The sequence below is a fragment of the Streptomyces kronopolitis genome (assembly GCF_014646275.1).
GTDB classification, from domain to species: domain Bacteria; phylum Actinomycetota; class Actinomycetes; order Streptomycetales; family Streptomycetaceae; genus Streptomyces; species Streptomyces kronopolitis.
Genome location: NZ_BMND01000039.1, coordinates 1 through 24264, shown reverse-complemented (window position 1 = coordinate 24264; position 24264 = coordinate 1). Strand labels below are relative to the sequence as shown.

Genomic DNA, 24264 nt, shown 5'->3' with positions numbered 1-24264 from the left:
CGATGGCGCGCGGCGGCCAGGCCCGCTGGAACAACGAGACCCAGCGCTGGGAGGACGGCACGCCGCCGCCCGCGCCCTACTCGGGGCCGATGCCGTCCCGTCCGCCGCACGCCCCCGCGGCGGACGCGGCCACCACGGGCGGCCCGTACCCCGGCCCGTATCCCGGGCCCTTTCCCACGTCTCCTCCCGCTCCTCCTCCCGCTCCGGCCTCCGCCGGTCCGCGCCGTACCGCGCTGATCGCCGGTGCGGCGGTGGCCGCGATCGCGGTGGCCACGCTCGGCGGCTATCTGCTCCTCAACCGCCAGGACGTACCGCCCGCCGCCCACCCGCCGTCCAAGGCCTCCGCGCCGGGCACCGCCACCGTCCCGTCCACCGGCGGCCCCACCGGCGCCACCGGCACGCCCACCCCCGCTTCCGGCCTGCCCGAGGGCTACCGGCTGGTCCACGACACCAAGGGCTTCACCCTCGCGGTGCCCGGCGACTGGCAGCGCAGCGAACGCTCGTCGGGGGTCTTCTACACCGCCCCGGACGACCGCGGACTGGTGCAGATCTTCGAGATCACCGAGCCGGACACCAGCCCGCGCACGGCGCTGGAACAGGCATCGAAGGGGCTGTCCGGCAACCCCGGCTACGAGGAGATAAGCCTCGGCCCGCTGGACGGCCCGGCCCCGGGCAGCGACGCCGCACAACTGGTCTACGCCTATGACAGCAAGAAACTCGGCGAACGCGTCAAGGTCGTCGACTGCGCCTTCACGGTCTCCGACGGCCGCCAGTTCGCCGTCCTCGTCCTCGGCACCGAGGCCAACTGGCCACAACAGCAACGCACCCAGCAGATCGCCCTGGCCGCCTTCGCACCCGCGGCCTGACAGGTACGGCGGCTACTACCCGGGCAGTTCGGTCCGCTCCCACCACTCGTAGACGGGGAGCGTTCCCTCGGCGGTCCGCTGCTGCCGGTCGGTGGCCCGGAAGTGCTCGTAGCCGTTGCGGAACGGGATCTTCAGCTCCGTCCCGGGCGGGTCGATCGGCACGATCCGCTCGGGAAACCCGGCGGGGCCGCCTTCGAGCACTGCTTTCGCCGCTGTCTCAGCCATGCCTGCATTGTCGTCCGCCCGGCCGCCCCGGGCCCCTCCGGTTCGGCAGCGCGGGTGACGGGGCGGGACAGGCGGCCGTGGGGGCTCCAGGGTCAGTCCCGGGGGAAGTCCTCGGTGGAGAGGGTGCGGTCAACGGCAGGGTCACGCGGTCTGGGTGTCCTGCTGGCCCTGGGAGCCGCGCATCAGGTCGTCCAGGGCGGAGATGTCCGCCGTGCGGCTCGGCGGGGGTGTCCTGTCGGACACCGGGGTGCCGTAGTTGCTCAGGAGGATCGTGGCGCTCTGGTGGTCGGCCTCGGCGGTGAGTTTGCGGGGGTAGTGCTTGCCGTCGATGGCCACGTAGAGGGTCTGGACCGCGCCGTCGACCTTCTTGGTGACGGGGAGTACCCGGGTGCCGTCCTGGGTGGTCGGCTGCCCCTTGGTGAGCGTGGGGGTCACGGAGGGTGACGGGGCGCCGGAGGGGGGCTGCTGCCCCTTGTCGGGGCCCGCGGCGGACTTCTGGAACGCCCGGAGGTCGCAGGCCGCGGACAGGCCCCGCAGGAAGGCGTTGCGGGTGGTGCCGTGCAGGTAGGTGTCCTTGTACTTGGCGGCGGCCCGGTCGCCCTTGTCACCGGGCAGCTGGCTCTTCCAGAAGGCCGCGTCCGGCTTCATCCAGACCTCGTTGCCGCGTTTGACGAGCTCGACGCGGCCGAGGGAGCCCTTGGCGACGGCGCCGGTGCAGTTGCCGGCCCGGTCGAGGGTGAGGTCGAGCGTCGTGGGGTCGGTGCTGGTGCGGGTGCGCAGCCGCAGGGACTGCGCGGCGACCAGCTGGTGGAGTGCGTCGTCGGAGATCTGCTGGGCGGACTTGTGCGCGAGGTCGCCCTCGCCGCCGTCGGAGTCGCCGGCCGCCGCCGCGCCACCCGTGCAGGCAATCCCCACGAGGAGGGCCGCGCCACAGGTCAGAGCGGCGGGAGCGGTGGCTGCGCGCCGTCTGCTGGTCATCTCGCCACCTCCGGTCCCGTGGGACAAAACGTGATGAATCCCGCGATGGACATACGGCTATTCAGGTTATGTTCCGGGACATTCCGCCGCACGTTGAGTGAGTCGGCTCACTTTCCATGAATGTTTGGGCATAGGTACGTCGCTTCCGGGGAGGGGTCCCCGTTGCTGGTGACACCAGTGGTTGCACCAGTGGGAACAATCGGTAACCGGAAGGCAGTAACGACGTGTCGTCAATCGAGACCATTCACGTAGACGGGGTGTGGCTCCCCGCCGCAGCCGGCGAAACGCGGGAGGTCCTCGACCCCGCCGACGCGACGACGCTCCAGCTGGTGTCCGAGGGTGGTGCCCAGGACGCCGACGCGGCCGTGGCCGCCGCCCGCCGGGCCTTCGACGAGGGCGACTGGCCCCGCACGGCCGTCGCCGAGCGCTCCGCGCTGCTGCGCCGGGTCGCCGATCTGCTCCAGCGCGACCGCGAGGTCATCGCCCTCATCGAGAGCCGCGACACCGGCAAGACGCTGGAGGAGGGCCGGGTCGACGTCGACGACGTCACCAACGCCTTCCGGTACTTCGCCGACGTGGTGATGAACGAGAGCGGCGGCCGGGTCGTCGACGCCGGATCGCCCGATGTGCACAGCGTCGTCGTGCACGAGCCGGTCGGCGTCTGCTCGCTCATCACGCCCTGGAACTACCCGCTGCTCCAGGCCAGTTGGAAGATCGCGCCGGCCCTCGCGGCCGGCAATACTTTTGTGATCAAGCCCAGCGAGGTCACCCCGCTGTCGACCGTGCACCTGATCAAGCTGCTGGTCGAGGCCGGGCTGCCGGCCGGCGTCGCCAACATCGTCACCGGCGCGGGCCTGCCGGTCGGCCAGCGCCTGGCCGAACACCCCGACGTCGACCTGTTCTCCTTCACCGGCGGCCTGGTCAGCGGCACGAAGGCGGGCGCGGCCGCGGTCTCCGGCGCCAAGAAGATCGCGCTGGAGCTCGGCGGCAAGAACCCCAACGTGGTCTTCGCCGACGCCTGCGCCACCGACGAGGGCTTCGACACCGCCGTCGACCAGGCGCTCAACGCCGCCTTCATCCACAGCGGCCAGGTCTGCTCGGCCGGTGCCCGGCTGATCATCGAGGAGTCGGTGCGCGACCGCTTCGTCGCCGAACTCGCCCGCCGCGCCGAGAAGATCAAGCTCGGCCGGGGCACCGAGGACGGCGTCGAGTGCGGCCCGCTGGTCTCCCAGCAGCAGCTCGACAAGGTCGAGGCGTACGTCGCCTCCGCGCTGGCCGAGGGTGCCCAGCTGCGCTGCGGCGGCAAGCGCCCCGAGCCCAGCGACGTCCGCCCGGCGAGCGGCTACTTCTACGCGCCGACCGTGCTCGACGGCTGCCACCGCGAGATGAAGGTCATCCGCGAGGAGACCTTCGGCCCGATCCTGACGGTGGAGACCTTCGCCACCGAGGACGAGGCCGTCGCGCTCGCCAACGACACCGAGTACGGCCTGGCCGGCGCGGTCTTCTCGGGCGACACCGCCCGCGCCCGCCGGGTCGCCGCCCGGCTGCGGCACGGCACGGTCTGGATCAACGACTACCACCCCTACCTCCCGCAGGCGGAGTGGGGCGGCTTCGGCAAGTCCGGCATCGGACGGGAACTCGGCCCCACGGGTCTGGACGAGTACCGCGAGAGCAAGCACATTTACGAGAACCTCCGGCCGGAGCCGGTGCGCTGGTTCGCGGGCTGACACCCGGGAACACCTGGCACCACCCGCACCACGCACTTTGCAAGAAGGAGCACCCCATGCCCGTGTATGACTATGTCGTGGTCGGCGGCGGCACCGCCGGCTCGGTCATCGCCTCCCGCCTCACCGAGGACCCGGACGTCACCGTCGCCGTCATCGAGGGCGGCCCCTCCGACCTCGACCGCGACGAGGTGCTGACGCTGCGCCGCTGGCTCGGCCTGCTCGGCGGCGAGCTGGACTACGAGTACACGACCACCGAGCAGCCCCGCGGCAACTCGCACATCCTGCACAGCCGCGCCAAGGTGCTCGGCGGCTGCTCCTCCCACAACACCCTGATCTCCTTCAAGCCGCTGCCGTCCGACTGGGACGAGTGGGAAGAGGCGGGCGCGGCCGGCTGGGGCGCCAAGGAGATGGACCCCTACTTCGGCAAGCTGCGCAACAACATCGTGCGGGTGGCGAAGAAGGACCAGAACCAGATCGCCACGGACTGGATCGAGGCGACCAAGACCGCCCTCGGCGTCCCCGAGGTCGTCGGCTTCAACGACAAGCCCTTCGACGAGGGCGTCGGCTTCTTCGACCTCTCCTACCACCCGGAGAACAACAAGCGCTCCTCCGCGTCGGTCGCCTACCTCCACCCGCACATGGAGGCCGGCGACCGCCCGAACCTCACGCTGATGCTGGAGACCTGGGCGCACAAGCTGGAGCTGGAGGGCGACGCCGCCAAGGGTGTCCACGTCCGCACCAAGGACGGCGAGGAGGTCTACGTCGAGGCGGCCCGCGAGGTGCTGGTGTGCGCCGGCGCCGTCGACACCCCGCGGCTGCTGATGCACTCCGGCATCGGCCCGAAGCAGGACCTGGAGGCGCTGGGACTGCCCTGCGTGCTCGACCTGCCGGGTGTCGGGGAGAACCTCATTGACCACCCCGAGTCGGTGATCGTCTGGGAGACCGACGGGCCGATCCCGGACAACTCCGCGATGGACTCCGACGCGGGCCTGTTCGTCAAGCGGGACCCGGCGCACAAGGGCCCCGACCTGATGTTCCACTTCTACCAGATCCCCTTCACCGACAACCCCGAGCGACTGGGCTACGAGCGCCCCGAGCACGGGGTCTCGATGACCCCCAACATCCCCAAGTCCCGCTCCCGCGGCCGGCTCTACCTCACCTCCGCGGACCCCGAGGCCAAGCCCGCGCTCGACTTCCGGTACTTCGCCAAGGACGCGAACGGGGTCGACTACGACGGCGACACCCTCGTCGACGGCATCAAGCTGGCCCGCAAGATCGCGCAGGCCGAGCCGTTCGCGAAGTGGCTCAAGCGGGAGGTCTTCCCCGGCCCCGACGTCACCGACGACGCGGAGATCAGCGAGCTGGTGCGCAAGGCGGCCCACACCGTCTACCACCCGGCCGGCACCTGCAAGATGGGCGCCGCCGACGACCGGCTCGCGGTCGTCGACCCGGAGCTGCGCATCCGCGGGCTGTCCGGCATCCGCATCGCCGACGCCTCCGTCTTCCCGACGATGCCGGCCGTCAACCCGATGCTGGGCGTGCTGATGGTGGGGGAGAAGTGCGCCGACCTGCTCCATAAGGCTCCGACCCAGGGAGGTGATGCGTGATGGCTACCACCTCCGCCGGCGCATCCGAGATACCCAACGCCCGCACGCCGAAGGACGCTTCCCCCGCCGGGGACGCCGACGGCCGCGAGGTCGTGTTCTCCGTCCGCAACCTCTGGAAGGTCTTCGGGCCCAAGGCCGAGCGCATCCCCGAGGACTCCTCGGTCGCCGGGCTGAGCGCCCAGGAGCTGCGCGAGCAGACCGGCTGTGTGGCCGCCGTCCGCGATGTCTCCTTCGACGTCCACAAGGGCGAGGTCTTCGTCGTCATGGGCCTGTCCGGCTCCGGCAAGTCCACCCTCGTGCGCTGCCTGACCCGGCTGATCGAGCCGACCAGCGGCGCGCTGGAGATGGACGGCGAGGACGTCCGCGCGATGGACCGCGGCACGCTGCGCGAACTGCGCCGCCGCCGGGCCGCGATGGTCTTCCAGCACTTCGGCCTGCTGCCGCACCGCTCCGTCGTCGACAACGTCGCCTACGGCCTGGAGATCCAGGGCGTCGGCAAGGCCGAGCGCCGCGAGAAGGCCGGCGAGATCGTCGACAAGGTCGGCCTGGCCGGCATGGAGAAGCGCCGCCCCGGCCAGCTCTCCGGCGGCCAGCAGCAGCGCGTCGGCCTGGCCCGCGCGCTCGCCGTCGACCCCGAGGTCCTGCTCTTCGACGAGCCGTTCAGCGCCCTCGACCCGCTCATTCGCCGCGACATGCAGGAAGAGGTCGTCCGCCTGCACCGCGAGGAGGGCCGGACGATGGTCTTCATCACCCACGACCTCTCCGAGGCGCTGCGGGTCGGCGACCGGATCGCCCTGATGCGCGACGGACAGATCGTGCAGCTGGGCACCCCCGAGGAGATCGTCGGCTCCCCGGCCGACGACTACGTCCGCGACTTCGTCCGCGACGTCCCGCGCGAGCAGGTCCTCACCGTGCGCCGCGCGATGCGCCCCGTCGAGGACGGCGAGGCCGACCAGGGCCCCGCGCTGGGCCCCGACACCCTGATCTCCGAGGCCATCGAGGCGGTCGCCCGCACCGGCGGCGCGGTCCGCGTCGTCGACGACGGCCGCTGCGTGGGCATCGTCGACCACGCCTGCCTGCTGAACGTGGTCGCCCGGGTCGACACCCCGCAGCACGGTGAGGTGGCCGCCTGATGTACGTCGCCACCACCCGCGGCGGCGCCCTGCGCGCCGTCGGCTCCAGAGCTCCCGCGGCCACCCCGCGGGCCCGGCTGCGCGCCGGCCTGCTGCGCCACTGGCGCGAGGCCCAGCGCTGCGCCGCGCTGAACATCCCCGCCGGCACCGTGAAGCGGGGGCGCGCATGAGCACCGTGTCCGCACCCCCGGCCGCCCGGCGCGGCCTCGGCGCCGACGCCCCGAAGGCCGGCCCGGTCCAGGCCCTGCTGCAGCGCCGCGGCCTCGCCAAGCTGCTGCTGCTCGCCGTCGCCGCGGCCGTCCTCGTCCCGCTGCTGGCCGCCAAGTACGGCGCCGCCTGGCCGCACTCGCTGACCGTCGACGTCTCCGGCCCGCTCGGCAAGACCAGCGACTGGATCATCGACAACCGCGACAGCCACTGGCTGTTCGTCTACTTCCTCGGTCACCTCAGCAACGCCGTGGTGATCTCCGTCCGCGCCGTCTACCTGCTGCTGCTCGCGCTCGGCTGGACGGGTGTGACGGCCGGCGTGACGCTGCTCGCCTGGCGCGTCGCCGGACCCCGCATCGCCGCGACGGCGCTGATCTCCTTCCTGGTCAGCGGCCTGCTGGGGATGTGGGTCCCGACCATGCAGACGCTCGCCCTGATGATCGTGGCGGTGGTCTTCTCGGTCGTCGTCGGCGCCCTGCTGGGCCTGGCCGGCGGCCTGTCCGAGCGGCTGTTCCGCATCCTGCGCCCGGTGCTGGACACCATGCAGGTGCTGCCCGCGTTCGCCTACCTCCTGCCCGTGGTGCTGGTCTTCGGCATCGGCGTCCCCGCCGCGCTGCTGGCCACCGTCATCTACGCGGCGCCGCCGATGGCCCGGCTGACCGCGCTCGGTCTGCGCGGCGCCGACCCCGGCGTCCTGGAGGCCGTCTCCTCGCTCGGCGCCACCGGCCGCCAGCGGCTGCTGACCGCGCGGCTCCCGCTGGCCCGCAAGGAGCTGCTGCTCGGCGTCAACCAGACGATCATGATGGCGCTGTCCATGGTCGTCATCGCCTCGATGATCGGCGCGGCCGGTCTCGGTGACCGCGTCTACCAGGCCCTCGCCTCGGTCGACGTCGGCGCCGCGCTCGCCGCCGCCGTCCCGATCGTGCTGCTGGCCATCGTCATGGACCGCACCACCGCGGCAGCCGGCGAACGGCTCGGCGCGGGCACCTCCGCCACCGGCCCGGAGTGGCTGCGCGGCTGGCGGGTCTGGGCCGGCGCCGCCGTGCTCACCGCCCTCTTCGCCGGTCTCGGCCGGCTGACCGGCTCCCTGGTCTGGCCGGACGCCTGGGCCGTGGACATCGCCCACCCGGTCAACCACTTCAAGGAGTGGATGGTCGACCACCTCTACTCCGGTGTCCCCGTCATCGGCGGCACCGCCGACTGGGCCGCGCACTTCACCAACTGGGTGCTCAACCCGATGCGGGACGGCCTGACCGCGCTGCCCTGGTACGGCACGCTGCTCATCGTCGCCGCGCTGGCCTGGCTCATCGGCACCTGGCGCACCGCCCTGACCGCCGTCCTCGCGATGGCCGCCATCGGCGTGCTGGGCGTGTGGAAGCCCTCCATGAACACCCTCTCGCAGGTGCTCGCCGCCCTGGTGGTGACCCTGGTGCTGGGCTTCGCGATCGGCATCCTCGCGGCCGGCAGCAAGCGGCTGGAGGCGATCCTGCGTCCGGTCCTGGACGTCATGCAGACCATGCCGCAGTTCGTCTACCTCATCCCGGTGGTCGCGCTGTTCGCCGTCGGCCGCGCCCCGGCCGTCGCCGCGGCCGTGGTCTACGCGCTGCCCGCGGTCATCCGCATCACCACCCAGGGCCTGCGCCAGGTCGACCCGGCGGCCGTCGAGTCGGCCCGCTCGCTGGGCGCCACCCGCTGGCAGATGCTGCGCCAGGTCCAGCTCCCGCTGGCCCGGCCCGCGCTGCTGCTGGCCGTCAACCAGGGTGTGGTCCTCGTCCTCGCCGTCGTCATCATCGGCGGCCTGGTCGGCGGCGGTGCCCTCGGCTACGACGTCGTCACCGGTCTCGCCACCGGCGACCTGGGCCTCGGCCTGGTCGCGGGTGTGGCCATCGTGTGCCTGGGCCTGATGCTCGACCGCGTCACCCAGCCCACCGAACGCCGCATGACGGGGAAGGGAGCCTGACCATGTCCCGTAAGCGCACCATGACCATCGGGACGGCCGCGCTGGCCGGCACGGCGGTCCTCGCCCTCTCCCTGTCCGCCTGCGGCAAGGCCGACATGACCAAGCAGACCTCGCCGTTCGCGGCGGCCAAGGGCTCGAAGTCGGTCACCCTGTCGGTCCAGACCTGGGTCGGCGCCCAGTCCAACGTCGCGGTGGCGAAGTACCTGCTCGAACACGAGCTGGGCTACCACGTCGACACCGTCCAGGTGGACGAGATCCCCGCCTGGGACGCCCTCAGCCAGGGCCGGGTCGACGCGATCCTGGAGGACTGGGGCCACCCGGACCAGGAGAAGCGGTACGTCAAGGACAAGAAGACGATCACGGCCGGCGGCGGCAACGGCGTCACCGGCCACATCGGCTGGTTCGTCCCCAAGTACTGGGCCGACAAGCACCCCGAGGTCGCCGACTGGAAGAACCTCAACAAGTTCGCCAAGCAGCTCCGCACCTCGGAGAGCGGCAACAAGGGCCAGCTGATGGACGGTTCGCCGTCCTATGTCACCAATGACAAGGCGCTGGTGAAGAACCTCAAGCTGAACTACGAGGTCGTCTTCGCGGGCTCCGAGGCGGCGCAGATCACCCAGATCCAGCAGTTCGCCAAGGAGAAGAAGCCCTTCCTGACGTACTGGTACGAGCCGCAGTGGCTCTTCAACCAGGTGCCGATGAAGGAGGTCAAGCTCCCCAAGTACACCGACGCGTGTGCGGCGAAGGGCGCGAAGGATCCCAAGTCGATCGACTGCGCCTACCCGACGACCCCGCTCCAGAAGTTCTTCAACACCGAGTTCGCCAAGAAGGGCGGCAGCGCCGCGGCCTTCCTGAAGAACTTCAAGTGGACCAAGGACGACCAGAACGAGGTCTCCGAGGGCATCGCCTCGAAGGGGCTGACCGCCGACGAGGCGGCCAAGCAGTGGGTGGACAAGCACCCGGACGTCTGGAAGAAGTGGCTCCCCAAGAAGTAGCCGTACGGGGAGCGCTACGGACCGCGGGCGGTCGCACCATGGGTGCGGCCGCCCGCGGGCGCGTTGTGGGCCGGTGGCGCCCGGCGTCCACCGCCCGCCGACTGCCTCCCTCGTTCGGGTGGCGGCGCCGTGTTGCCGCACCGTTCATCGACGGGCGCAGCACGCTGGGGGCCGTTGCCGAGGGAAGGCCCGCGATGCCCCTGCCGCCGAAGTGCCCCACCGCCGACTGCCATGACTGGCTGTGGAAGGACACCGCCACCACCGACACCGACTGGGACAACTGGCGCTGGTGGTGCTGCCGCTGCGACAAGAAGTGGTACCCGACGGCGGAGCAGCTCGCGGACTTCCGCGACGGGGCGTCGGCGGGGGCGCCGCACTCCTCCTACCGCGACCACCGGGCCGGGGCGAACCGGCAGTAGGGCGCGGCCCGGGCGGACGGCACGGTGCGGCGCACCCGATGAGGGACATGACAAACTGTGGCGCGCCGTTCGCCGCCAGGCCGGCACGCATCACCGGGACGCCGGCCGGTAGCAGGGGGCCGCCGGCACGCATCAGGGGGAGCCACGCACCATGCCAGCCATCCGCCGTTCCGCCGCCGCGGCCGCCGCGCTGCTCGTCCTGCTCGCAGGGACCGCCACGGCCTGCGGCCCCGGTGAGGACCGGGCCGCGGCCGCCGACCACAAGGACCCGGCCGACGGCGGACTCGGGCTCCCCAAGGGCATACCCACCAGCCTGGACGACCTGAAGCAGTGGAAGGACGGCGGCTGGAGCGACTGGCACTCGTGGGCCCGCCGGGCCTCGGACTTCGCCAACCCGGTCATCAAGGACCACTGGCGCACCGACCGGCTGGCGCAGGCGAAGGCCGCCCCCGAGATCGGGGCGCGGGCCACCGGCGCGGGCGACGAGTCCGAGGCCACCGACCCGGTGCCGGCGCCGGTCGGCGCCGCGCAGGTCGCCCGGCCCTACCACCGGCACATGGCACCGGTCGGCAAGATCTTCTTCGACAGCCCGAAGGGGCCGATGGTCTGCTCCGGCACCGTCGTCGAGGACCCGGCGCATCCGGGGAAGTCCAACCTGGTGTGGACGGCCGGGCATTGCGTGCACTCCGGCAAGCGGGGCGGCTGGATGCGCAACATCGTCTTCGTGCCGTCCTACAACGACGACGGCGTGCCGATGGACGAGGTCGGGCGCACGCCCCCGCAGCAGGTCACCCCGTACGGCCGCTTCTGGGCCGACTGGATCACCACCTCCGGTGAATGGATCGGCATGGGCAGCGAGGACACCGGCAACGGCGGCTCCGCCTACGACTTCGCGGTGCTGCACGTCAAGCCGGAGAACGGCGGGACCAAGTCGCTCCAGGAGACCGTGGGGGCAGCCGCCCAGGTCTGGTTCAACGCCCCCGCCGCCAACGGCCTCGGCGCCCTGGACGCGTTCGGCTACCCGGCCGCGGCCCCGTACGACGGCGCCCGGATGATGAACTGCCCCGCCCGCCCCGGCCGCCTGGTCATCCAGCCGGGCACGCCCGCCATGCACCGCATCGGCTGCACGATGACCGGCGGCACGTCGGGCGGCGGCTGGTTCGTCAACCGCGGCGGCAAGCTGACCCTGGTCTCCAACACCTCGATCAGCTCCAGCAGCCACACCTGGCTGGCCGGCCCGCACCTGGGGCCGGAGGCGCAGCGGGTCTTCTCCGACATCAGCCGGAAGTTCGCCGACCGGTAGCGGGGGAGGGGCGTTGGGTACCCTTCGCCCCCCCTCCTGCTCCGCCGCCCCGGTGGTGCTCACAGCTCCTCGCCCGGGGGCTGCCGGATCGTGACGTTGACGCGGTTCCAGTTGTTGATCGCGACGATCACCGCGAGCAGGTGGGCGAGTTCGGTCTCGTCGAAGTGTGCGGCGGCGGTCGCGTAGACGTCGTCGGGGACGAAGCCGTCGGTGAGGACGGTGACGGCCTCGGTGAGGGCGAGGGCGGCGCGCTCCTTCGCGGTGTAGAGGTCGCCGGTCTCCTCCCACGCGGGCAGCAGGTCGATCCGCCGCGGCTCGACGCCCGCCTCGTGCAGGTTCTTCACGTGCATGTCGATGCAGAAGGCGCACCGGTTGAGCTGGGAGGCGCGCAGCACGACCAGTTCGGCCAGCACCGGATCGCCCAGCCCCTTCTTGGCGGCCGTGGTCAGCCGCAGCTGGGCCCGGCCGAACGCGGACATCTGGCCCCAGAACGCCATGCGACGGCTCATCGTGGTCACGCCTTCCCCGGGGTCATGCGAGTGCTCACGCCGAAGCGGTTCCAGGCGTTGATGGTGGTGATCAGCGCGATCAGCTGGGCGAGTTCGGTCTCGTCGAACTGCGCGGCGGCGGTCGCGTAGACGTCGTCGGGCACGAAGCCGTCGGTGAGGACGGTGATCGCCTCGGTGAGGGCCAGGGCGGCCCGCTCCTTCGCGGTGTAGTGGTCCGGTGCCTCCGCCCAGGCGACAAGGAGTTGGAGCCGCTCCTCGGACTCGCCGGCCTTGCGGGCGTCGGTCAGGTGCATGTCGAGGCAGAAGGCGCACTTGTTGAGCTGCGAGGCGCGGATCTTGACCAGTTCGGCCAGGCCCGGGTCGACGCCCTTCCTGGCGGCCGCGTCCAGCGCGATCATGGCCTGATAGACCTCGGGAGCCCGCTGCACCCAGCGCATCCGGGGGCCGTGGTGGTGCGCCGGGGCGCCTTCGGTAGCGGGTGTCTGCGGTGTCTGCGGTGTCTGCGGTGTCGTCATGTCTCTGACGCTACGGCGGTAATGGCGCAGCTGTATGGTCCACTTTCATGCCACATTCCTGGGCCACTTTCGGCCGTGATCTGCATCTGGACCTCGGCGGCCCCGGCGGGCGCCGGGCCGGGCTGATCCGCGCGCTGCGGGACGCCGTACGGTCCGGGCGGCTCGCCCCCGACACCCGGCTGCCCTCCTCCCGCTCCCTCGCCGCCGACCTGGGGCTGGCCCGCAACACCGTCGCCGACGCCTACGCCGAACTCGTCGCGGAGGGCTGGCTGACCGCCCGGCAGGGCTCCGGCACCCGGGTCGCCTGGCGGGCCGCCCCGGACGCGGCGCGAGGGAGCGCGCGGCGCGCGGCGGGCGTGGCGCGCGGCCCGGCCGACCGCCCCGACCGGCCGCGCTTCGACCTCACCCCCGGCACCGCCGATGTCTCGGCCTTCCCGCGCACCGCCTGGCTGGCCGCCGCCCGCCGCGCCCTGACCGCCGCCCCCAGCGAGGCCTTCGGCTACACCACCCCCGCCGGGCGCCCCGAACTGCGCGCCGCGCTCGCCGACTACCTGGCCCGCGCCCGGGGCGTGCGCGCCGACCCCGAGCGCATCGTGGTGTGCGCCGGCTTCCCGCAGGGGCTGTCCCTGCTGAGCCGGGCGCTGGGCCCCGGACGGATCGCCGTCGAGTCCTACGGCCTGGACTTCCACCGCGCGGTGATCACCCGCGCCGGCCTGGGCACCGTCCCGCTGCCGGTCGACGAACACGGCGCCGACACCGGGCAACTGGCCGGGCTCGACGACGTCCGGGCGGCCCTGCTCACCCCCGCCCACCAGTTCCCCACCGGCGTCCCGCTGCACCCGGACCGCCGCGCCGCCGCCGTCAACTGGGCCCGGCTCACCAGTGGTTACGTCCTGGACGACGACTACGACGGCGAGTTCCGCTACGACCGCCAGCCCGTCGGCGCCCTCCAGGGCCTGGACCCCGATCACGTCGTCCACTTCGGCACCGCGAGCAAGAGCCTGGCCCCCGCACTGCGGGTGGCCTGGATGGTGCTGCCGGACCGGCTGGTCGACCCGGTGCTGGCACTCAAGGGCACCGGCGAATGGCAGTCCGGCGCGCTGGACCAGCTCACCCTCGCCGACTTCCTGGCCTCGGGCGCCTACGACCGGCATCTGCGCGGCATGCGGCTGCGCTACCGGCGCCGCCGCGACCAACTGGTGGCCGCCCTGGCCGACCGCGCACCCCACGTCCGGGTCTCCGGCATCGCCGCCGGCCTGCACGCCGTACTGGAACTCCCGCCCGGCACCGAACAGGCCGTCGTCGAAGCCGCCCGCTGGCAGGGCCTGGCCCTGGAGGGACTCGGCAGCTTCCGCCACCCCGCCGCCTCCCAACCCGCCCGCGACGCCCTGGTGGTGGCCTACGGCACCCCACCCGACCACTCCTTCACCGGCGTCCTGGACGCCCTGCTCAGGGCGCTGCCACCGGAGCGGTAGGCGGCCCGCACCACCCCCGACGCCGTTGCACCACCGCGTGGAGGGTGGTGCGGACGTGGCTTCCGGCGGGGGTGTGCCGTGCTCCCGCTTCCGTCGGGGCGGCGCGGGGGCGGTGCGCGCTGGGTGGTGTGCGGGCACGGGGGACGGGTGCGCCGTCCCGCGCTGCGCCATTCAGGGTAAAACTGCGCACGGGCTATGGCGTGGTGGCCGGAAAAACGCGCCTACTGATGCCATCGACCGGCGGGGCCGCCCCCACCTGTGGGAGGACCGCAAGGCAGGTGCACTTGAGTCCCGGCTGCCCACAACGCGCCTTCTTCCGCAGGTAGTTGCCGTATTTCCCACGGAATCCGGCACGCCGCGGGGCCCTGCGGCCCGTCATCCTCACCGTCCTCGGAGGGCCTTTCATGCCAACGCCCACGTTCACGCTGACCTCCGCCGCTCCCAATCCGTCGGTCTTCGGCCAGACCGTCACGCTGACGGCCACCGTCATCCCGTTCGGGCTGGGCCCGCCCACCGGCACCGTCACCTTCGTCATCCCCGGCGGGCCGACCCTGACCGGAACCCTCGTCGGCGGCACCGCCACCGTCACCACCAGCAGCCTGAGCGTCGGATTCCACACCTACACCGCGAACTACAACGGCAACGCGCAGTTCGGGCCGTCCAGTTCCACCGGCTCCGCGACGGTGGGCAAGGCCTCCACGGCCACCACGGTCACCTCCGCGCCGGACCCGTCGAACTCCGGGCAGACGGTGACCATCACCGCCCAGGTCGCCGCCGTCGCGCCCGGCGCGGGGACACCGACCGGCACCGTCACCTTCGTCATCGCGGGCGGCGGGGGCGGCACCCTGACCGGCACCCTCTCGGGCGGGACGGCGACCGTCACCACCAGCAGCCTCGCCGTCGGCACGCATCTGATCACCGCCACCTACAACGGCGACACCCGCTTCAACGCCTCCTCCGGCACCGACACCCAGACGGTGGTGGCGGCGCCGGCCGCGACGACCACCACGGTCACCTCGTCCCCGGACCCCTCGGTCTTCGGGCAGTCCGTGACCTTCACGGCCGTCGTCGCACCGGTCCCGCCCGCCTCGGGGACGCCGACCGGCACGGTCACCTTCGTGATCGCCGGCGGCCCCACACTGACGGCGACGCTCTCGGGCGGCACGGCGAGCGTCTCTACCAGCAGCCTGAGCGTGGGCAGTCACGCCGTCACCGCCACCTACAGCGGCAGCGGCAGTTTCGCGCCATCGAGCGGTACGGACACCCAGACCGTCAACAAGGCCGCGACGACCACCACGGTGACCTCGGCGCCGGACCCGTCGGCGGTCGGGCAGTCGGTGACGTTCACCGCGACGGTGGCCCCGGTCGCGCCCGGCGCGGGCACGCCTACGGGCACGGTCACGTTCGTCATCAGCGGCGGCCCGACCCTCACCGGCACCCTGTCCGGGGGCACGGCGAGCGTCAGTACCAGTGCGCTGGCGGCCGGCGTCCACACCGTCACCGCGACGTACAGCGGTGACGCCAACTTCACCACGTCCACCGGGACCGACACCCAGACCGTCGGCCAGGGAGCCACGACCACGACGGTCACCTCGTCGCCGGATCCGTCCGTCGTCGGACAGCCGGTGACCTTCACGGCCGTCGTCGCGCCCGTCCCGCCTGCTTCCGGGACGCCGACCGGCACGGTCACTTTCGTGATCAGCGGCGGCCCCACCCTGACCGGCACCCTGTCCGGGGGCACCGCCAGCGTCACGACCAGCGCACTCTCCGCCGGTACGCACACCGTCACGGCGACCTACAGCGGCAGCGCCGCCTTCACCGGCTCCACCGGGACCGACACCCAGACCGTGGGGCAGGCGTCGACGACCACCACGGTCAGCTCGGCGCCGGATCCGTCCGTGGTCGGGCAGTCGGTGACGTTCACGGCCACGGTGGCGCCGGTCGCCCCGGGTGCGGGCACGCCGACGGGCACGGTCACGTTCGTCATCAGCGGCGGTCCGACGTTGACCGGCACGCTGTCCGGGGGCACAGCGAGCGTCAGTACCAGTGCGCTGGCGGCCGGTGTGCACACCGTCACCGCGACGTACAGCGGTGACGCCAACTTCACCACCTCCTCCGGGACCGACACCCAGACCGTCGGCCAGGCCGCGACCATGACCACGGTCACCTCGTTCCCCGACCCCTCGGTGACCGGCCAGACCGTCAACTTCACCGCCTTCGTGGGGCCGGTGTTCCCCGGCGGCGGGATCCCGACCGGCACCGTGGCCTTCGTCATCACCAACGGCACGACCACGGTCAGCCTCAGCGGCACCCTCGACGGCTCCGGCGTGGCCACCGTCAGCACCAACGGGCTGGTCACCGCCGGCCTGTACACCGTCACCGCCACCTACAGCGGTGACGCCAACTACAGCGGCTCCAGCGACACCGACACCCAGACGGTCGGCCCGGCGTCGACGACCACGACCGTCACCTCGTCGCCGGACCCGTCCGTGGTCGGACAGCCGGTGACCTTCACGGCCACCGTGGCGCCGGTCGCGCCCGGCGCGGGCACCCCGACCGGCACGGTGACCTTCGTGGCCACCAACGGGGTCACCACGGTGACGCTGACCGGCACGCTCAGCGGCGGCACGACGAGTGTCACGACCAACGTGCTGGTGACGGCGGGCAGTTACACCGTTACCGCGACCTACAACGGCGACGCCAACTTCGCCACCTCCTTCGGGACGGACACCCAGACGGTCGGTCTGGCGTCGACGACCACGACCGTCAGCTCGTCGCCGGATCCCTCGGTATTCGGGCAACCGGTGACGTTCACGGCGACGGTCGCGCCCGTCGCGCCGGGTGCGGGGACGCCGACCGGCACGGTCACGTTCGTGATCACGGGTGGTCCGACGCTGACCGGCACGCTGTCCGGGGGCACGGCGACCGTCACGACCAGCTCTCTGAGCGTCGGCAGCCACACCGTGACGGCGACCTACAGCGGTGACGGCAACTTCACGGGCTCCAGCGGGTCCGACACCCAGACCGTGGGGCAGTCGTCGACGACCACGGCGGTTAGTTCGTCGCCGGATCCGTCGGTGGTCGGGCAGTCGGTGACGTTCACGGCCACGGTCGCTCCGGTGGCGCCGGGTGCGGGGACTCCGACGGGCACGGTCGTCTTCGTGGCCACGGATGGGGTCACCACGGTGACGCTCACGGGCACGCTCAGCGGCGGCACCACGAGTGTCACGGCCAACGGGCTGGTGACGGCGGGCAGTTACACCGTCACGGCGACCTACAGTGGCGACGCCAGCTTCACCACGTCCACCGGGTCCGACACCCAGACCGTCGGCCAGGCGTCGACCACGACGACGGTCAGCTCGTCGCCGGATCCGTCGGTCTTCGGTGAGCCGGTGACGTTCACGGCCACGGTCGCGCCCGTCGCGCCGGGAGTGGGGACGCCGACCGGCACCGTCACGTTCGTGATCACGGGTGGTCCGACGCTGACCGGCACCCTCTCCGGTGGGACGGCGAGCGTCACCACCAGCGTCCTGAGCGTCGGCAGCCACACCGTGACCGCGACCTACAGCGGTGACGCCAACTTCAGTACCTCCAGTGGGACGGACACCCAGACGGTCGGCCTGGCGTCCACGACCACGACGGTCAGTTCGTCGCCGGATCCGTCGGTGGTGGGGGAGCCGGTGACGTTCACTGCGACCGTGGCGGCCGTCGCACCCGGCGCGGGCACCCCGACCGGCACGGTGACCTTCGTGGCCACCAACGGGGTCACCACGGTGACCCTGACCGGCACGCTCAGCGGCGGCACCACGAGCGTCACGACCAACGGGCTGGTGACGGCGGGCAGTTACACCGTCACCGCGACCTACAGCAGTGACGGCAGCTTCAGCACCTCCAGCGGGACGGACACCCAGACGGTCGGTCCGGCGTCGACCACGACGACGGTCAGTTCGTCGCCGGATCCGTCGGTGGTCGGGGAGTCGGTGACGTTCACGGCCACGGTGGCGCCGGTCGCGCCGGGTGCGGGGACTCCGACGGGCTCGGTCGTCTTCGTGGCCACGGACGGGGTCACCACGGTGACGCTGACCGGCACGCTCAGCGGCGGCACGACGAGTGTCACGACCAACGGGCTATTGACGGCGGGCGCGTACACGGTCACCGCCACCTACAGCGGTGATGCCAACTTCACCACCTCCACCGGGTCCGACACCCAGACCGTGGGGCAGGCGTCGACGACCACGACCGTCACCTCGGCGCCGGATCCGTCCGTCGTCGGGCAGCCGGTGACGTTCACCGCCACCGTGGCGCCGGTCGCGCCAGGTGCGGGCACCCCGACCGGCACGGTCGTCTTCGTGGCCACGGACGGGGTCACCACCGTCACGCTCACCGGCACGCTTTTCGCGGGCACCACGAGCGTGACCACCAACGGGCTGGTGACGGCCGGCGCGTACACCGTGACGGCGACCTACAGCGGCGATGCCAACTTCAGCACTTCCACCGGGACCGACACCCAGACCGTGGGCCAGGCGTCCACGACCACGACGGTCACCTCCTCGCCCGATCCGTCCGTCGTCGGGGAGTCGGTGACGTTCACGGCCACCGTCGCGCCGGTGGCGCCGGGGGCGGGTACTCCGACGGGCACGGTCGTCTTCGTGGCCACCGACGGGCCCACCACCGTGACGCTGACCGGCACGCTCAGCGGCGGCACCACCAGCGTCAGCACCAACGGGCTGGTGACGGCGGGAAGTTACTCCGTCACGGCGACCTACAGTGGCGATGCCAACTTCAGCACTTCCACCGGGACCGACACCCAGATCGTGGGGCAGGCGTCGACGACCACGACGGTCACCTCGGCGCCGGATCCGTCCGTGGTGGGGGAGTCGGTGACGTTCACGGCCACCGTCGCTCCGGTCGCGCCCGGTGCGGGCACCCCGACCGGGTCGGTGGGGTTCGTGATCACCGATGGGGTCACCACGGTGACGCTGACCGGCACGCTCAGCGGCAGCACCACGAGTGTCAGCACCAACGGGCTGGTGACGGCGGGCGCGTACACGGTCACCGCGACCTACAGTGGTGATGCCAACTTCACCGGCTCCACGGGGTCCGACACCCAGATCGTGGGGCAGGCGTCGACGACCACGACCGTCACTTCCTCGCCCGATCCGTCGGTGGTCGGGCAGTCGGTGACCTTCACGGCCACCGTCGCGCCGGTGGCGCCGGGGGCGGGGACGCCGACCGGCACCGTCACCTTCGTCATCACGGGCGGTCCGACGCTGGTCGGGACGCTCTCCGGGGGCGTCGCGACCGCCTCGACCAGTGCGCTGGGGGCCGGCACGTTCACCGTCACCGCGACCTACAGCGGTGACGCCGACTTCAGTACCTCCACCGGGACCGACACCCAGACCGTGAACCAGGCGAGCACGACCACCGCGGTCACCTCGGCGCCCGACCCGTCGCTGTTCGGCCAGTCGGTGACCTTCACGGCCACCGTCGCGCCGGTCGCGCCGGGCGCGGGCACGCCGACCGGCACCGTCACCTTCGTCATCGACGGCGGCGGGGGCGGCACGCTGGTCGGCACCGTCGCCGGGGGGATGGCCAGCGTCACCACCGCCACCCTCGACGCCGGTGTGCACAACGTCACCGCGACCTACAACGGCGACACCGACTTCGCCGGCTCCAGCGGCACCGACACCCAGACGGTGAGCCAGACGGCCACGACCCTCACGGCCACCTCGTTCCCCGACCCGTCCCACGTGAACGACTCGGTGGCGTTCCTCGCCTTCGTGGGGCCGGTGGCACCGGGCAGCGGCGTCCCGACCGGGACGGTCGCCTTCACCATCACCGACGGGATGACCACGCTGAACCTCACCGGGACCCTCGACGGCGCCGGAGTCGCCGCGGTGAGCAGCCCCCTGACCACCGCCGGCCTCTACACGATCACGGCGGTCTACGGAGGTGACACCAACTTCACCGGCTCCAGCGACACGGACACCCAGACGGTGCTCCCCTGACCCGCCGACCCCTCCACCACCACCGTGCACACGGCGCCGGGCCGTCCTCTTCGGAGGGCGGCCCGGCGCCCGCGTGTGCCGTGGCGCCCCCGGGCGGACGGGAGCGTGGCAACAGGGGCTACGCCCCCAGCACGTCCCGCAGCTGTTCGAGCCCCCAGTCCAGGTCCGCCTCGTCGATCACCAGCGGCGGGGCGAGCCGGAGCGTGCTGCCGTGGGTGTCCTTGACCAGCACCCCGCGGGCCAGCAGCCGCTCGGACAGCTCCCGTCCGGTGCCGTGCGACGGGTCGATGTCGACGCCCGCCCACAGCCCGCGGCCGCGCACCGCGGCCACCGCGCCGCCGGCCGCCAGCCGCGCCAGCTCGCGATGCATGCGCGCGCCCAACTCCGCGGCCCGCTGCTGGAATTCGCCGGTCCGCAGCATCGCCACGACCTCCAGGGCCACCGCGCAGGCCAGCGGGTTCCCGCCGAACGTCGACCCGTGCTCGCCCGGCGCGAGGACGCCCAGCACCTCGCGCGAGGACACGACCGCCGACACCGGCACCACCCCGCCGCCCAGCGCCTTGCCCAGCACATACACATCGGGCACCACGCCCTCGTGCTCACAGGCGAAGGTCCGCCCGGTGCGGCCCAGTCCCGACTGGATCTCGTCGGCGATGAACAGCACGTTCCGGCTGCGGGTCAGCTCCCGTACGCGCGCCAGATAGCCCGGCGGCGGCACCCGGACCCCCGCCTCGCCCTGGATCGGCTCCAGCAGCACCGCGACCGTGTCCTCGTCGAGGGCGGCCTCCAGCGCGGCCGCGTCACCGTAGGGGACGACGTCGAAGCCGGGGGTGTACGGGCCGAAGCCGGCGCGCGCCTCGGGGTCGGTGGAGAAGGAGACCAGGGTGGTCGTCCGGCCGTGGAAGTTGCCGTCCGCGACGATGATCCTCGCCCGGCCGTCCGGGACGCCCTTGACCTGATAGCCCCACTTCCGGGCCGTCTTGACGGCCGTCTCGACCGCCTCGGCACCGGTGTTCATCGGCAGCACCAGCTCCATCCCGCACAGCTCGGCGAGCTGGGTGCAGAAGTCGCCGAACCGGTCGTGGTGGAAGGCGCGGGAGGTGAGTGTGACGCGCTCCAGCTGGGCCCGGGCCGCGTCGAGCAGCCGGCGGTTGCCGTGCCCGAAGTTCAGCGCGGAGTACCCGGCGAGCAGGTCCAGATAGCGCCGGCCCGCCACATCCGTCACCCAGGCACCCTCGGCGGTCGCCACCACGACGGGCAGCGGGTGGTAGTTGTGCGCGCTGTGGGCCTCGGCGGCGGCGAGGAAGCGTTCCGTGGACGTCACCGGTGACTCCGTTCGGTAGACCCCGGGGGCGCGGGCGCTGCCGCGTCCCCCTCCATTGTCGCGCCCGGCCGGGCGGACCTGCACGGATCCGCCGGGGGCCAGGGGTGTCCTACACTCGGCCGTGCACAGCGCGACTGGCGTACGGGGAAGCAACCTCGAGGAAGCGGTGTGCGGGAACCCTCACGAGGTGCCGCCCCGCCTGGGCACCCCGGGACCACGACCGGACCACCGATCGACCGCCCCGGAGGACACCATGTCACTTCCCCTGCCGCATTCCCTTCCGCATCCCGCGCTGAGCGGCGCCGACCCCGAACTGGCCGCACTGGTCGGCGCCGAGGAGCAGCTCCAGGCCGACACCCTGCGGCTGATCCCCAGCGAGAACTACGTCTCCGCCGCCGTCCTGGAAGCCACCGGCACCGTCCTGCAGAACAAGTACAGCGAGGGGTACGCGGGCCGTCGCTACTACGAAGGCCAGCAGAACATCGACCGCGTCGAGACGCTGGCCGTCGAGCGCGCCAAGGCCGTCTTCGGCGTCGAGCACGCCAACGTCCAGCCCTACTCCGGCTCGCCCGCCAACCTCGCCGCCTACCTCGCCTTCGCCGAGCCCGGCGACACCGTGCTGGGCATGGCGCTGCCGATGGGCGGCCACCTCACCCACGGCTGGGGCGTCTCGGCGACCGGCCGGTGGTTCCGCGGGGTGCAGTACGGCGTCCGGGCCGACAGCGCGCTGATCGACTTCGACGAGGTGCGCGACCTCGCCCGCAAGGAGCGCCCGAAGATCATCTTCTGCGGCGGTACCGCCGTGCCGCGCACCATCGACTTCGCCGCCTTCGGCGAGATCGCCCGCGAGGTCGGCGCCGTGCTCGTCGCCGACATCGCCCACATCGCCGGGCTGGTCGCCGGCGGCGCCCACCCGTCGCCGGTGCCGCACGCCGACGTCATCTCCACCACCACGCACAAGACCCTGCGCGGGCCGCGCGGCGCGATGCTGATGTCCCGGGCGAGCCACGCCAAGGCCGTCGACAAGGCCGTCTTCCCCGGCCTCCAGGGCGGCCCGCACAACCACACCACCGCCGCCATCGCCGTCGCCCTGCGCGAGGCGGCCGCCCCGTCCTTCCGGGACTACGCCCACGCCGTCGTCGCCAACGCCAAGGCGCTCGCCGAGGCGCTGCTGGCCCGCGGCTACGACCTGGTCTCCGGCGGCACCGACAACCACCTGGTGCTGATCGACCTGACCTCCAAGGACGTCCCCGGCAAGGTCGCCGCCAAGGCGCTGGACCGGGCCGGCATCGTCGTCAACTACAACACCGTCCCCTTCGACACCCGCAAGCCCTTCGACCCCTCCGGCATCCGCATCGGCACCCCGTCCCTCACCTCCCGCGGGCTGGGCACGGACCGGATGCCGCAGGTCGCCGAGTGGATCGACCGGAGCGTCCGGGCCGCGGCCAAGGACGACGAGGAGGCGCTGGCGGTGATCCGCGGCGAGGTCGCGGAGCTGATGGCCGCCTACCCGGCGCCGGGCCTGGCGACGGACTGACGCCGCGGCCCCACGCCACCCCCGCCCGGCTCACCGGCCCGTGCTCAGCCGGTGAGCCGGACCGGCAGGACGTGGGTGCTGTTGCCGATGAAGCTCGGGTGCGCCGGCAGTTCGGCGTCCGGGACGGCCAGGCGCAGCGCCGGATAGCGGGTGAACAGTGCCCGCAGGGCCACCGTCGCCTCCAGCCGGGCCAGCGGCGCGCCCAGGCAGTAGTGCGGGCCGTGGCCGAAGGAGAGGTGGCGGGCGGCGGGCCGCCGGGTGACGTCGAACCGGTCCGCGTCCGCCCCGTAGGCCTCCGGATCGCGGCCGGCCGCCGCGTAGGAGGCCAGCATCGGGGTGCCGCGCGGGACGAGGGTGCCGCCGATCTCCAGGTCCCGGACCGGGTAGCGGAACGGGAAGTGGGCGACGGGGCTGTCGTAGCGCAGGGTCTCCTCGACCACGTCCTCCCAGCTCGCCCGCCCGGCCAGGACCAGCTCCAGCTGCCCGCGGTCGGTGCACAGCGCCCGGACCGCGTTGGTGATCAGGTTCAGCGTGGTCTCGTGCCCGGCGATGATCATCAGCAGCAGGGTGCCGACCAGTTCCCCCGCGCTGAGCCGGTCGCCGTCCTCCTCCCGGGCGGCGAGCAGCGCGCTGGTCAGATCGTCACCGGGCGCCGCCCGCCGGGCCTCGGCGACCTCCGTGAGGAGCGCGGTGATCTCCTGGTTGGCGGCCAGCACCTCGGCCGCGGTGCCGGCCGTGCCCACGATCAGGTCCGACAGCTCGTGCAGCCGGTCGCGCAACGCGGTGTCCACCCCCAGCAGTTCGCAGATCACGCCCATCGGCAGCGGATAGGCGAAGTGCCGGCGCAGCTCCACCGTGCCGCCGGCGTCCGCGGCCCCGGGCAGCGCGTCGAGCAGCCCGGCCGTCAGCTCCGCGATCCGCGGCCGCAGCGCCGCCACCCGCCGCCCGGTGAACACCTGGGTCACCAGGCCGCGCAGCCGCCGGTGGTCCGCCCCGTCGGCGGTCGTCATCCCCTCGACGGCGGCGAAGAGGGTCAGCGGCCAGCCGGGCGGCACCGTGCCGTCGTGCAGGGCGGTGAAGTGCCGGGCGTTCTTGGCGACTTCGGGGTGCGCCAGCATCTCGCGCAGCGCCTCGTGGCGGGTCACGGCGACCGCGGGCACCTCCCCGGGCAGCAGCACCGGTACCACCGCCCCGTCCGCGCGCAGCCGCGCGTCGGCCGCGGCCCGGCCGGCGCCCCCGGGGGCGAGCCGGTGCGGCTCCCGGCCGGAGTGCGCGGGGCGGGCGGCGGCGGTCGGGGGCGCGGGGCGGATGGCGTCGGTCATCGGCGGTCCTCACAGATCGGGGCGGAGATCCGGGGCGGTGCACAGGCCCGCACGGGCGCGGACCACGACTGCGCGGCCCACGATCCCAGCTCCCGCCCGCCCCGAACAGGCCGCCGCCGCCGAGCCGCAGGGCCGCCGCCGGCCGGCCCGCGCG

General features: G+C 72.7%; 18 protein-coding genes and 1 riboswitch. Of the genes, 12 read left to right on the top strand and 6 right to left on the bottom strand.

Features of this window, described 5'->3' with window-relative positions; all coding sequences use genetic code 11:
• Positions 1-2 precede the first annotated feature (2 nt).
• Positions 3-866: a serine/threonine kinase C-terminal domain-containing protein gene (locus IEY78_RS29000; RefSeq protein WP_189103266.1), complete on the top strand. Its 864-nt coding sequence runs from the start codon at positions 3-5 to the stop codon at positions 864-866.
• A 15-nt stretch (positions 867-881) separates the two neighbouring features.
• Here the strand turns inward: IEY78_RS29000 and IEY78_RS28995 are convergent, their stop codons facing one another.
• On the bottom strand, positions 882-1091 hold the full coding sequence (locus IEY78_RS28995) for a DUF5988 family protein (RefSeq protein WP_189103264.1): 210 nt from the start codon (positions 1089-1091) through the stop codon (positions 882-884).
• Positions 1092-1232: 141 nt separating this feature from the next.
• On the bottom strand, positions 1233-2069 hold the full coding sequence (locus tag IEY78_RS28990) for a hypothetical protein (RefSeq protein WP_189103262.1): 837 nt from the start codon (positions 2067-2069) through the stop codon (positions 1233-1235).
• A gap of 224 nt (positions 2070-2293) precedes the next feature.
• On the opposite strand from IEY78_RS28990, the gene IEY78_RS28985 reads away from it, so the two are divergent.
• The 8 genes from IEY78_RS28985 to IEY78_RS28950 all read left to right on the top strand — a co-directional run bounded on the left by IEY78_RS28985 (position 2294) and on the right by IEY78_RS28950 (position 11420).
• Positions 2294-3796 carry an aldehyde dehydrogenase family protein gene (locus IEY78_RS28985; RefSeq protein ID WP_189103260.1) on the top strand — a complete coding sequence of 501 codons (1503 nt, stop codon included), beginning with the start codon at positions 2294-2296 and terminating at the stop codon, positions 3794-3796.
• Between the two features lie 56 nt (positions 3797-3852).
• Positions 3853-5403, top strand: a complete 1551-nt coding sequence (locus IEY78_RS28980; protein ID WP_189103258.1) for a GMC family oxidoreductase — start codon at positions 3853-3855, stop codon at positions 5401-5403.
• The gene (locus IEY78_RS28975) at positions 5403-6536 is read left to right on the top strand and encodes a quaternary amine ABC transporter ATP-binding protein (protein WP_189103256.1); all 1134 of its coding nucleotides are present in this window, start codon (positions 5403-5405) and stop codon (positions 6534-6536) included. The genes IEY78_RS28980 and IEY78_RS28975 overlap by 1 nt, the downstream gene beginning before the upstream one ends.
• Complete coding sequence (locus IEY78_RS28970; protein ID WP_189103254.1) at positions 6536-6706, top strand: hypothetical protein; 171 nt, start codon at positions 6536-6538, stop codon at positions 6704-6706. Before IEY78_RS28975 ends, IEY78_RS28970 begins: the two co-directional genes overlap by 1 nt.
• On the top strand, positions 6703-8703 hold the full coding sequence (locus IEY78_RS28965) for an ABC transporter permease (RefSeq protein WP_189103252.1): 2001 nt from the start codon (positions 6703-6705) through the stop codon (positions 8701-8703). Before IEY78_RS28970 ends, IEY78_RS28965 begins: the two co-directional genes overlap by 4 nt.
• A gap of 2 nt (positions 8704-8705) precedes the next feature.
• Entirely contained in the window at positions 8706-9698 is a 993-nt protein-coding gene (locus tag IEY78_RS28960; protein ID WP_189103251.1) for an ABC transporter substrate-binding protein, read from the top strand.
• Positions 9699-9892: 194 nt separating this feature from the next.
• On the top strand, positions 9893-10117 hold the full coding sequence (locus tag IEY78_RS28955; RefSeq protein ID WP_189103249.1) for a hypothetical protein: 225 nt from the start codon (positions 9893-9895) through the stop codon (positions 10115-10117).
• 151 nt (positions 10118-10268) lie between these two features.
• Positions 10269-11420, top strand: a complete 1152-nt coding sequence (locus IEY78_RS28950; protein WP_189103247.1) for a trypsin-like serine peptidase — start codon at positions 10269-10271, stop codon at positions 11418-11420.
• Between the two features lie 59 nt (positions 11421-11479).
• On the opposite strand, the gene IEY78_RS28945 is transcribed toward IEY78_RS28950, so the two are convergent.
• The gene (locus IEY78_RS28945) at positions 11480-11929 is read right to left on the bottom strand and encodes a carboxymuconolactone decarboxylase family protein (protein ID WP_189103245.1); all 450 of its coding nucleotides are present in this window, start codon (positions 11927-11929) and stop codon (positions 11480-11482) included.
• Positions 11930-11934: 5 nt separating this feature from the next.
• Positions 11935-12444 carry a carboxymuconolactone decarboxylase family protein gene (locus tag IEY78_RS28940; RefSeq protein ID WP_189103243.1) on the bottom strand — a complete coding sequence of 170 codons (510 nt, stop codon included), beginning with the start codon at positions 12442-12444 and terminating at the stop codon, positions 11935-11937.
• 47 nt (positions 12445-12491) lie between these two features.
• Here IEY78_RS28940 and pdxR point away from each other — a divergent pair, with 47 nt between their 5' ends.
• Both pdxR and IEY78_RS34655 read left to right on the top strand, forming a co-directional pair.
• On the top strand, positions 12492-13919 hold the full coding sequence (gene pdxR / locus IEY78_RS28935) for a MocR-like pyridoxine biosynthesis transcription factor PdxR (RefSeq protein ID WP_189103242.1): 1428 nt from the start codon (positions 12492-12494) through the stop codon (positions 13917-13919).
• Between the two features lie 404 nt (positions 13920-14323).
• A complete protein-coding gene (locus tag IEY78_RS34655; protein WP_229700232.1) occupies positions 14324-19927 on the top strand; it encodes a beta strand repeat-containing protein in 5604 nt (1867 codons plus the stop codon).
• A 118-nt stretch (positions 19928-20045) separates the two neighbouring features.
• On the opposite strand, the gene rocD is transcribed toward IEY78_RS34655, so the two are convergent.
• A complete protein-coding gene (gene rocD / locus IEY78_RS28895) occupies positions 20046-21251 on the bottom strand; it encodes an ornithine--oxo-acid transaminase (protein ID WP_189103240.1) in 1206 nt (401 codons plus the stop codon).
• A 120-nt stretch (positions 21252-21371) separates the two neighbouring features.
• Positions 21372-21463, top strand: a riboswitch (ZMP/ZTP riboswitch).
• A 41-nt stretch (positions 21464-21504) separates the two neighbouring features.
• Here rocD and glyA point away from each other — a divergent pair.
• Positions 21505-22788 carry a serine hydroxymethyltransferase gene (gene glyA / locus IEY78_RS28890; RefSeq protein ID WP_189103238.1) on the top strand — a complete coding sequence of 428 codons (1284 nt, stop codon included), beginning with the start codon at positions 21505-21507 and terminating at the stop codon, positions 22786-22788.
• 44 nt (positions 22789-22832) lie between these two features.
• On the opposite strand, the gene IEY78_RS28885 is transcribed toward glyA, so the two are convergent.
• The gene (locus tag IEY78_RS28885; RefSeq protein ID WP_189103237.1) at positions 22833-24110 is read right to left on the bottom strand and encodes a cytochrome P450 family protein; all 1278 of its coding nucleotides are present in this window, start codon (positions 24108-24110) and stop codon (positions 22833-22835) included.
• Positions 24111-24264 lie beyond the last annotated feature (154 nt).